The following is a 10,884-nucleotide window of genomic DNA, read 5'->3' on the forward strand; positions in this document are numbered from 1 at the left end:
TCCACGATGGCCTTTAACTTGAATGGATTCAACTTCAACCAGTCCATCATTGACTCGACAGGTCGTGTTGTGAATACCTGGGCTGATGTGATTAACCGGGCTAACCTGGGTATGGAAGTGATGCACGAGCGTAATGCTCATAACTTCCCCCTTGATTTGGCTGCTGGTGAAGCGACTCCGGTTGCTTTGACTGCTCCTTCTATCAATGGTTAATCTGAGATTTGACTAAAAAAAGCGCCTCCAAATTGGGGGCGCTTTTTATTTGGGGCTAGACAGAGTTCTGACAACCGATCACAGAACCAAGCTAAGGGATGTCAAACTTTGGCTGGGTTAGATTTGCTGGCGGTAGCGTTTGCTTTGCCGTTTTTGGTTTGACCATTGCCATTGCGGGGTTGCAGAACGCCGTAACCGCCGTGGTTGCGTTCGTAAATCACATTAATTTCCCCGGTGTCGGCATTGCGGAACATATAGAAGTCATGATCCACGAGTTGCAGTTGTTCCAAGGCATCGAGAACCGTCATCGGAGGCATGGCGAAATATTTGGTGCGCACCACTTGCTCTGGAAGTTCGGGGGTGCGTTCGCCAATCAGGTCCTCGACCAGGGGTTGCTCTTCGAGAAGCGCTTCATTCAGGGTGTCTGGGGCTTGAACTTTCTGAGCGTGACGTTTTTCTTTGTACTTACGCAATTGGCGAGCGATTTTATCAGCGACTAAATCGATGCTTGCGTATAGATTTTCACTGCTCTCTTCAGCGCGAATGATGGTACCATTTGCAAAAATGGTTACTTCAGCAGTTTGTTTAGAATTGTTCCGAGGATTTTTGGCCACAGACAGATGAACGTCTACTTCTGTGGTCAAGTTTTGAAAGTGACTCACTGCTTTTTCAACCTTTTGGTTGACGTACTCGCGAATGGCCTCGGTTATTTCAATATTTTTGCCGTGGATAACAAGCTTCATATCAATCTTCCCACTGAAGACTCCATCGTATTAATGATTTAGAGTTTAGGGTTTGGAGGGGTGATAAAAAACGCGAAATACGCATCTCCAAGCCCGGTTTCTAAAGAATAGACGGAGGGAAAGCGGGGCGGGTAATGCCGCTTTCCTAACATTAGTTCTTTTGCCCGTTTTTGGCGTTTCGCTCGCTTAAGAACGGAGCCAAAACTTATCAAGGTTGACTACACTTGAAAGGGTGGATTTACTCTGCCCTGAGTTGCCCCGAAATTACGGCAGCTCTTTCAGGCATCGCGGTTGGGAATGTGGTAGGGCGATCGCCCTTCAGTCACCAGAGTCACCTGGGACTATGGATCACTCGTCATCAACTGCGATGGCACGAGCTTCAAAGTCTGATGGGCCAGTTGGTTAGCACCTGCTGTCGATAATGAAGATGATTATAGCAATCAAGACCCAAAATTGTAAGTCTTGGAGACTTGAGTCAGAGGGTTCTGTGAAATCCTGTCCTCGGGGACAAGGCCATCTAGCCTACGGGCTCAGTCAACTCAATGGTGTTGTAGGTTCTCTAATAGATGGCTTTTGGGAAACCCCTCCTGTGCTGCAATTCAACTCCTTACCCTTCACACTACCATCTTGGATTGAGAATTACACCGAATTTTGTTATCTCTTCAAAATTCGTTGCAATACGTTACGAAATGACAATCCAGCTACCCTGGGCTATAGTAGTTGTCCGGATTCCAACACTGATATTTGTTTAAAATTCTGCCAAAAACCCCTTGCTTTTTTGGATGAACTATAGTAATAGTCTAGCCAATTCTGTTGAAACCAGTTCCCCGCGTCGGCGTTGTGGGTTCTACAATCTCGATCGCCTGCCCTATCAGGAGGCTTGGACCTGGCAGCAGTCTCTGGTGGCGGCCCGACGGTCCAATCCGGATTTAGAGGATGTCTTAATTTTGCTGGAACATCCTCCGGTTTATACCCTGGGAAAAGGGGCGAGTTTAGAATTTCTGAAGTTTGACCCCACCTGTAGCGACGTGGAACTGCATCGGGTGGAACGTGGGGGTGAGGTGACTTATCATTGTCCGGGTCAAATTGTGGGGTATCCGATTTTGAATCTGCGATATTACCAGACGGACTTGCATTGGTATTTGCGGCAGCTAGAAGGGGTGATTCTTCAGGTGTTGGCAGAGTATGGCTTAAAGGGCGATCGCATTGAGGGGATGACCGGAGTCTGGCTAGAGGGGCGAAAAATAGCGGCGATCGGGATTAAAGTCAGTCGATGGATTACGATGCACGGTTTTGCCCTGAATGTTTGCCCAGATTTGAAAGGGTTCGAGCAAATTGTCCCCTGTGGGATTGCCAACAAACCCGTGGGGAGTTTGGCTGAATTTGTCGAGGGGATTAACCCCGATCGCGTCCGTCAGCAACTCGCCACAGGGTTTGCCGAGACTTTTGCCGTTGAATTGCGTGAGTTAAAATTGCCTACACAGGCAAAGCCGATTTAAAAGCCATCGACACAGAACTCGTGCGATCGCTGTTTCTAGGGGTGCATCAACACAGAAAACTCAGAGGGGATAAGCCAAAAGCGGCATTGTTCCATCCAGCCCAAAGCGGCTTCATAGCCAACGCCAGGTTACCCGGTGAGCGATCGCCGGTTCCCCGGTGTCGGATGAGCGCGCTTTAAAGATTAAGAAAAGATAAAGAATTGCAGAGCGGATCAACCGGCCCTTCATTTTTAGGGCCCATGACTCCCTGTAATTGTCGCCTCCCTCTCTTGAGAAACTCTCCCATCAGCTTGATTGCACATCCGCGCACCTGATTCAGGGTAAGCGCGGGAATTTTAAAATCCCTTCCCCAATTATGAGTTCATCTACCAACTCCAGGGATCCCTTTGTCACCCAACTCATTGAATTTAGTCAAAAGGCAGCCGTTGCGAAACCATCAAGAAGGTGGCGGCGTTTTTTCCCGAGCAAAATTGAACCCCAATCAGACCTAGAGTTCCCTAGACCTGATTTTACCGCCAATTCCTTTGAGTTTTCCACCGGGGCAGCCGAACCCTTGTCTGCCCTCAAAGAACGAGATACTCAAGCCTTAGCCGAACTGTTTGAGGACGAAGAGATCGAAGCCATCCAAGCCGATGTTCTTCTTTGTTTGAGCTTCCTCTCTCCCGCACCCTGTTGGGATGAGCAAGCCTTTGAGTTTTTAAAAGAATTCCTTTAGCCCTCGGATTTTTTGCGTTATAATAGCAAGATAAAGCATTAAATCAACCTCAAATCCGATTAGCAACTGGGGCGAGCCTCAAGGGTTCGCCCTGCCGCCTAATTCATACATTGCCCAAAGCCAAAAGCAATTTCCTTTCCCAAACCTTGTCCCCACTCCGAGCACCTGATTCCATTGAAGAAACTGAAGGCCAATTCACCCGCAGACCAAAGGACTGGGTAGCACTTCCTCCAGTTCACGACTACAATAACAAACAAGCCGAGAGATTTCTAAATCATCAACCCTTAAAGGAAGAGATAACCATTTTACCCTAAAGAGGCTTAATCCAAAGGGAACAAAGCAGGAGAAATTTAGACTCCTCCAATCACTATTTACCGAGAAAATTTCTCTATTTTCTCTTTCCATCCCCCAACCCCGGTTACCCAACCCCTGTTACCTAACCCTCGTTTATCATCATTCTTTTGATATGCCTTCAATAGCCCGAAAAAACCTATTTGAAGATCTCCCGCGCTTTCTGGTTGCCCAAGCGGGCATTATGTTTGCGGTGAGTTTGATTACCATCCAAACGGGAATCTTCAAAGGGGTCATGCGCTCAACCGCCTTACTGGTGGACTATTCTCCAGCAGATATTTGGGTCACTTCCCAGGATATGGAAACCTTAGAAATGACCCTCCATATGCCCTACAAGCGACTGAGGGAAGCTCAAGACCTGGAAGGGGTCGCCCAGGCGGAAGCGCTGATTGTCCAGGGGACCTTGTGGCGAGATTCCACGGGGCATATTAATCATGTCCGGGTGTTTGGATTTGACCCCGATGGGGAACTGTTCGTACCGGGTCAGATTGTCCGAGGCAGCTTAAGCGACCTCCACAAACCCTACACCATGTTTGTGGATGAAGCGAGCTTTGATACCCTCAAGGTCTCATGGCTGGGGGACAAAGTGGAAGTCGGGGCATTTTCCGCCACGGTGGTGGGATTCACCCATGATACTCAATCGATTGTGGCGAGTCCCTATATTTTCACGTCCTTGGAAAATGCGGATGCCTTCACGACGACTCGTCCGAGTGAAGAGGCAGCTTCTGAAGTTCAAGAGGATCCCGACCCCTTAACGGAGGATGATCCGATCACCTATATTTTGGTGAAAGCTGAACCGGGAGAAAATTTGCAGGAACTCAAAGAGAGACTGCAAGAAGCATTGCCCTATACCCGGGCTTATACGCAAGAAGAAATGGCCGAACTCAACCGCGTTTATTGGCAAGAACGGACGGGAATTGGCTTTGTGCTGAGTTTGGGGGCCGGAGTGGGGGTGATGGTTGGTATGGTGGTTGTCGGACAGATTCTGTACGCTTCTGTCTCGGATCACATTAAAGAATTTGGCACCCTGAAGGCGATGGGGGCCTCCCAGAGCGTGATTTATGGGGTGATTATTGAGCAGGCGCTGTGGATGGCTGTGTTAGGATACCTGCCAGGAATGATGCTGTGCTGGGGGATCCAATCTTGGGCCCTGGCGGCCCAGGGATTGACTATCCTGATTTCACCGGGAACTGCGGTTGGGGTATTTGGGATTACGGTGGTGATGTGTGTATCTTCGGCAATTTTTGCGATTCAGAAAATTAATCGAGTCGATCCGGCGATTGTTTTTAAAGCCTAGGTTGCAATTATCAGGGGGATTGGGCATAATTACTCAGACCCATTGGGGGATGACGATTTTAAAAGTGGCACAGACAATGAGACTAGAGGGATGGGCGACTGCCAAAATGCGATCGGGCATCCTATAAACTTCTAAATCCTGATTGTTTTGCTATCACAGCCTACCGTCTATAGCATATTCACTAAACATTGAGACGAATGACTGCTTCACTAAACTTTAATGAATCTATGGGAAATCTCTCCACTCAGGTTATTGCACCGTCGTTAGTCGCATCCACAGCGGCATCGACAGCAATGGGTGCAATTAAAGCTAGAGGCGTCAAGATGGTCTTCGAGTCAGGTTCCGAGGAGTTTCATGCTCTCAAAGGGATTGATTTGGAAGTCCGTCCCGGAGATATTCAACTTTTAATGGGACCATCGGGTTCGGGCAAAACAACTTTGCTCTCAATTTTGGCTGGGATGCTAACCCCAACAGCGGGAACGGTTAAGTTACTCGGGGAAGAAATTACCTGGATGTCCCGGGCTGAATTATCCCGGTTTCGTCGCGATAATATTGGCTTTATTTTTCAAGGGTTTAATTTATTTCCTGCACTGACTGCTACAGAAAATGTGGAAGTGGCGCTGAATTTGAAAGGAATTCGGGGACGCAATGCTCACCTCGAAGCGCAGCATCTTTTGGAACAAGTGGGTTTGGGAGAGAAGGTTAATCAGTTGCCTCGGGATTTATCTGGGGGACAAAAACAACGGGTGGCGATCGCCCGCGCTTTGGCCGGTCATCCTCAGTTGATTATGGCCGATGAACCCACGGCAGCGTTAGATTCTCATAGTGGTCATGCTGTGATCGAACTGCTTCGCAAATTGGCAAAAGAAGAAGGCAGTACGGTTCTCATGGTGACTCATGATCCGCGTATTCTGGATGTGGCCGATCGCATTCTCTATCTGGAAGATGGGGAATTACAAAAACCCACTTCCGCTTAAAGTTAGGTTTTATAGTGCGTCTTACAGCAATTTAGCAAATTACACTTAAGGAGTGGGAGCATCTTGCTCCCTGATAGCCGTAGGGAGCAAGATGCTCCCACTCCTTAATTCTATGAGGCTCAAACTGCTACAGATAATGGGATAGAGCGCATCTCATACTCCATTTCGCAATACTGATAAGTCTATAAAAACGAGCCGCGTCAAGTATTTGTAGGGGCGCAATGCTTGCGCCCAATTGAGGGCGCAAGCATTGCGCCCCTACAATTCATTTTTATAGACCTTTGAACAGCGGATTCCGTATCAATCCGATGTCTCGATAGCATTTAGAATTTAGCCAAGGGAGCAAAATCCTCCCTTGGCTTTCGCCGTTATTTTAGCCCCAATTCACACAATTTTTGAGAAATCATTCACAATTTTTGAGAAATTCTTAATCCCCCAATAGATTAAAAACCCCACCCAGCCTACCCAGACTGGAATTAAAACTAACAAAGTCTCGGGCGAAAACCATTGATTCAAGAAATGACCCTGTATGCTCTGGGTTGGAACCGTGGGTTTGGGACCGACTTGAATCTGGGTTGCGGTTCCTGAAAATCCGACTTGAATGCCTGTTTTAGTATTTTCTTCGGGACTATAGGGGACAAGTGCGATTCTATCCAGGTTTTGAATCTCTAAATCCCCGGCGGTTTCTCCCATTAAAAAATCGTTTTGTGATATTTGGAGTGATTGCTTTGCCATCCGAATCTGACCAGCGATCGCAGTAGACTCATAGATCGGTGGATCTGTAGCCGTTTGTGCGGGTTGCCTGCGGTAAAATCGCACATCTTCCACATTCAGATTACCCGGTATCCATTGAGGCGCGGGTTCTGGAACAATCGCCGCGATCGCTGCTTGCTCTCTTAACGTTAAAGTTAGCCCGGTTTCCTCGGGAATCCAGGTAAATTCTAAAGGCGTATCGGGGTTGGGGCGATTACTACCAGACTGAAGTTCGGTAATTTGATATCCTCGTAAACTCACCTGCAACGGCTGATTGCCGAAGTCTAGTTCTAGCACATTGGGACGAATTGCCGGTTGTAAGACAAATTGGAGACGACTGCCATCATAACTGAACTGTTCGACTAAGGTATGTTGTCGTAACCACAAGTGTCTGAGGGTCAGTTCACTGCGGCGATCGGCTTCAACGGGGGTGATTTCCCATTCACTCTCGGCAGTGGGTAGATCAACTGTGAGGCTGGATAACTGATTCAATCGCGGATCGTTGGCATTCTCAAATCGTCCGGTTAAAGTGAAGCTTTGTTCACCGGCGATCGCCATTTGACGCAACCCGTTTATCCCTTGAAATAAGACAACAGTTTGGGGTGATTCTCCATATTTAAAGCTGAGTTCTTCTACCAGGAGACTGCCTGCAAAGGGAAGGGGAAAGGGGACGAATGTTACCAAGGGAAGGACGGCTAGGCAGATGGCAATTAATGCGATCGCCCGATACACATCTTGCGGCAGTTTCCCTTGTGGCTTCCGGGGCGGATCCTCCGGGGGAATTGACTGTAGCCTAGGTTTAGAAATGCCTGATTTACCAATAGAATTTCCCCAGGGTGGAACGGTGCGGGCTAGGGTTGGCAAATGGGTAATATACCAGACAATCAATTCCATCAGATGGATCGACAACCAGAAGGTTTGAAAGGCAAATTGCCAAATCCCCAGTAGTAGCCATTTGAAGGGGAGGAGTAAAATCATGAAATCTCTGTGGGCGATCGCTTTTTGGAGTTGCTTGAGCAGTCGCTGTATCCACATCTGGAGTTCTGAAAATGCCCACAGCAACAATTCAATTAGCTGAATCCCCAGCCAAAACAGATTAACCAGCAGGTTCCAGATGACCACCAGAACCCACCGCCCCAATTCCTGTACCCCCTTAAAAATGAGTTGAATGCTTGGTTTCACAGATGGTTCAAGGCTTTGATTGGTTTAAGACAAGAGCATCATACCATTTTAGATTTTTGAAACGGGCTTGAGGCGATCGTTTGAGGTTGCTGCGGTCCCAGGGCGCTTTATAGAGAACTTTCCAGGCTAAAATCTTCAATCCCTTTTAAACCAAAGCACTGCCTTGTGCTGACGGTTCACAAGCTCAAGTCGCGAACCGCTCAAGTCCAGTGGGATAGCGCCATTGCCGATCCCGGATGAGGAGGGTTGCTGGCGATCGCAGAGCCTGACACTGGGTTGGGAAGGGCAATCGAGTCAGATAAAGGCACCCGGAACTAGAATCTCCAGTGAGCAATGCCTGTCAGAAGGAGCAAGGAGAACTCTTGATTCACGGGGGAGGGGAAGGGCTAGGGGCCTCAGACGGAGGATCGGCAAGTTGAGTCTCGACTTGGCAACGGTTGGTTTAGGAAAATCTATGCCAATAGATAGAGGTTTTTTTCTGGGTTTTACTCTTTTTTTCCTCCCAGAAGGGGGATTGATAAATTTTTCTTTTGATTCAGAAGTATTTTGGATGAATTATATCATTTTAGTTGATGGCGATCGGTGTAGTTTTTTCGGAAGAAACTGGGTAAGCTCATGTATAGAGAGTTTCTCACGCGATTAACTCTCTGGAAGGACGTTTTATCCAAAGGAATGCAGGTGTTTATAAACTAATGCAAGAGTTTAAGCCCGCCAGGAGAAATCAAGGGTTCTCTCGTTGAAACTGAGGCTTCGGTGAAAGAGGCTTTGGGTACAAAAATCAATCGGCGATCGCCTTACCCGTAGTTTTTTCTCTAACCGTCTGAGTATTTTTGCTGATTGTCAAGGTTGTATTATTGTTGTAGCATAGAGAGAGGGGCTTGCCCCTAACGAAGGAACACCACAAAGAACATCACTCTGTAGAGAGATAGAGATGCTCTTTGAGTGAACCCCACACCTTCAAACCCAGTCCAAAAGGAAAGGAGACTCATCCAGTCACAGCGGGACGCATTTGCGAACAAGCTAGAAGTAAAGTTTTTCTACAAAATTTATACCCTTGCCTACTCCCGCAGCAGGATTCAGGTCAAGAAAGGTAGGTGGTAAACTCAGTCTACTAAGTAGCAAACTCTCTCATTCAGTGGGGAAAACCCCCTGTTACTCGGGTTTAAAAGTACGGGGATTGCCCTGTTTAAGCCGCTGTCAAAGGCGAGTGAAATAGTGCACGATCTGTAAATAGAGGAGAATATCGTGGAAGTAGATTGGCACAACAGACCTAAAACTAGAAACGCGATCCTAGGGGGTTTAACGGTTAACACCTATCCCCTAGTTTCTAAGTTGAAATCTCAAATCCCTCTTCTTTCACTGCCCTTGGATTGGAGCGCTCAAATCCTCGTTGACCCGGGGAACGGGAATATTAAGGAAACTTTAAGGTGACCAGGACTGACTCTAATCTCAATAACCCTTTACTCAATTGTAGATCTGACATAAGATAGAAGAAGTCAAAATCATAACGACTTTGAGTTGACTAGGCATCACCCCCGGTCTGGTGCAGCGGATAAGCCCCCCCGAACAGGCATCTGTAAGGCCCTGACCCAAATCGCGAGGAGGATGTAACCCAGTCAGTGAGACCAAACCGCGAAATGCTACCCGTTGAGTGGGGCGAGTGCTTGCTACGCATAAGAATGTATTTCGTTTGGAGAACTGCAAAATGCCCACAATCAAATCTCGGCCAACTACTGTTAAGCAAACTTATATGGGCGCACGACAAAGCGATTCTACTGATACCATTCGTTCGTATTTACATGAAATTGGTCGTGTGCCGCTGCTGACCCACGAGCAAGAAATTGTTTTTGGGAAGCAAGTGCAGCAAATGATGGCGTTTTTGGAAGCGAAAGAAGCGCTCTTGAAGAAGCTCAAACGCGAACCTACGGAAGAAGAATGGGCCGAGGCGGTTGGACAAAGCGTCGCAGAGCTCAAGAACTTGGTCAAAATCGGTCGGCGATCCAAGCAAAAGATGATTGAAGCGAACTTGCGCTTAGTCGTGGCGATCGCCAAGAAATACCAAAAGCGCAACCTAGAATTCCTGGACTTGATCCAAGAAGGAACCCTCGGATTAGAGCGCGGTGTAGAGAAATTCGACCCGATGCGGGGATATAAATTCTCCACCTACGCCTACTGGTGGATTCGGCAAGCGATTACTCGGGCGATCGCCCAACAAGCGCGGACCATCCGCCTGCCGATTCACATCACCGAAAAACTCAACAAAATCAAAAAAGTGCAACGGGAACTCACCCAAAACTTAGGGCGGAGTCCATCTCCTTCCGAGATTGGTGAAGCCCTAGAGTTAGAACCGGCACAGATTCGGGAATATCTCTTAATGGCACGTCAGCCAGTTTCCCTGGATCTGCGAGTGGGAGATAACCAAGACACCGAACTGCAAGACCTCCTAGAGGACGCAGACGCTTCTCCAGAAAATTACATCACCCAAGAATTGCTGCGGGAAGACTTAGAGAGCCTTTTGGCCGAACTAACCACTCAGCAGCGCGATGTGATTATTTTGCGATTTGGCCTGAAAGATGGGCGAGAATTGTCCCTAGCCAAAGTCGGTGAAAAGCTCAATCTGAGTCGCGAACGAGTGCGCCAACTCGAACATCAAGCTCTGGCACATCTGCGGCGCAGACGAGCGAATGTCCAAGAGTATTTAGCCAGCTAACCTATGGCTAATAGCAATAGGCTATTGGCGTTGAAGATGCGGAAGGGGATCTATGGAGGTCCCCTTCTGTGTTTTTTGGGGGTCATTTGTCCTTGGTCATTTGTCCTTGGTCATTTGTCCTTGGTCATTTGTCATTTGTCATTTGTCATTTGTCCTTGGTTGATGGGGAATGGGGGGCTTATACGGAATCCGGTTACTCAAGGTCTGTGAAAACCCGCAGGCTGTTCGCGTAGCGTTCCGCTTAGAAAGCCCGGAGGCACTTGCGGACGAAGCGGTGCCTGCGCGGGCTAAAAGCGAAAACCGACTTTTGAACTCCGGATTTGGTATTACTTTACGATTAAGGGAACTCCAAAAAATAAAATCTCCAAAACGTTCGTTCGTAGTGAATGCTCAACGAAGTCAATGTAGGGGCGCAATGCTTGCGCCCCAGGGGCGCAAGCATTG

General features: G+C 48.0%; 7 protein-coding genes and 1 pseudogene. 6 read left to right on the forward strand and 2 right to left on the reverse strand.

All coding sequences use genetic code 11. The features are described from left to right. A pseudogene (locus NG833_RS10705) lies at positions 1 to 213 on the forward strand (photosystem II q(b) protein); the annotation flags it as partial. A gap of 101 nt (positions 214 to 314) precedes the next feature. Here NG833_RS10705 and hpf read toward each other — a convergent pair. Beyond that, entirely contained in the window at positions 315 to 956 is a 642-nt protein-coding gene (gene hpf / locus NG833_RS10710) for a ribosome hibernation-promoting factor, HPF/YfiA family (protein WP_254565280.1), read from the reverse strand. A gap of 782 nt (positions 957 to 1,738) precedes the next feature. On the opposite strand from hpf, the gene lipB reads away from it, so the two are divergent. From lipB to NG833_RS10730, 4 genes are all read left to right on the forward strand, one after another. Continuing rightward, on the forward strand, positions 1,739 to 2,455 hold the full coding sequence (gene lipB / locus NG833_RS10715) for a lipoyl(octanoyl) transferase LipB (RefSeq protein ID WP_254565281.1): 717 nt from the start codon (positions 1,739 to 1,741) through the stop codon (positions 2,453 to 2,455). A gap of 355 nt (positions 2,456 to 2,810) precedes the next feature. Further along, a complete protein-coding gene (locus NG833_RS10720) occupies positions 2,811 to 3,170 on the forward strand; it encodes a hypothetical protein (protein WP_254565282.1) in 360 nt (119 codons plus the stop codon). A 466-nt stretch (positions 3,171 to 3,636) separates the two neighbouring features. Continuing rightward, complete coding sequence (locus NG833_RS10725; RefSeq protein ID WP_254565283.1) at positions 3,637 to 4,818, forward strand: FtsX-like permease family protein; 1,182 nt, start codon at positions 3,637 to 3,639, stop codon at positions 4,816 to 4,818. Positions 4,819 to 5,045: 227 nt separating this feature from the next. Beyond that, the gene (locus NG833_RS10730) at positions 5,046 to 5,795 is read left to right on the forward strand and encodes an ABC transporter ATP-binding protein (protein WP_375293901.1); all 750 of its coding nucleotides are present in this window, start codon (positions 5,046 to 5,048) and stop codon (positions 5,793 to 5,795) included. 384 nt (positions 5,796 to 6,179) lie between these two features. Here the strand turns inward: NG833_RS10730 and NG833_RS10735 are convergent, their stop codons facing one another. Continuing rightward, positions 6,180 to 7,730, reverse strand: coding sequence for a hypothetical protein (locus NG833_RS10735; RefSeq protein WP_254565284.1), 1,551 nt, complete (start codon positions 7,728 to 7,730; stop codon positions 6,180 to 6,182). 1,705 nt (positions 7,731 to 9,435) lie between these two features. Here NG833_RS10735 and NG833_RS10740 point away from each other — a divergent pair. Continuing rightward, a complete protein-coding gene (locus tag NG833_RS10740; RefSeq protein WP_256555907.1) occupies positions 9,436 to 10,440 on the forward strand; it encodes an RNA polymerase sigma factor, RpoD/SigA family in 1,005 nt (334 codons plus the stop codon). The last annotated feature ends 444 nt before the right edge of the window (positions 10,441 to 10,884 follow it).

Source organism: Oscillatoria sp. HE19RPO (genome assembly GCF_024220515.1).
Classification (GTDB): domain Bacteria; phylum Cyanobacteriota; class Cyanobacteriia; order Cyanobacteriales; family Laspinemataceae; genus Laspinema.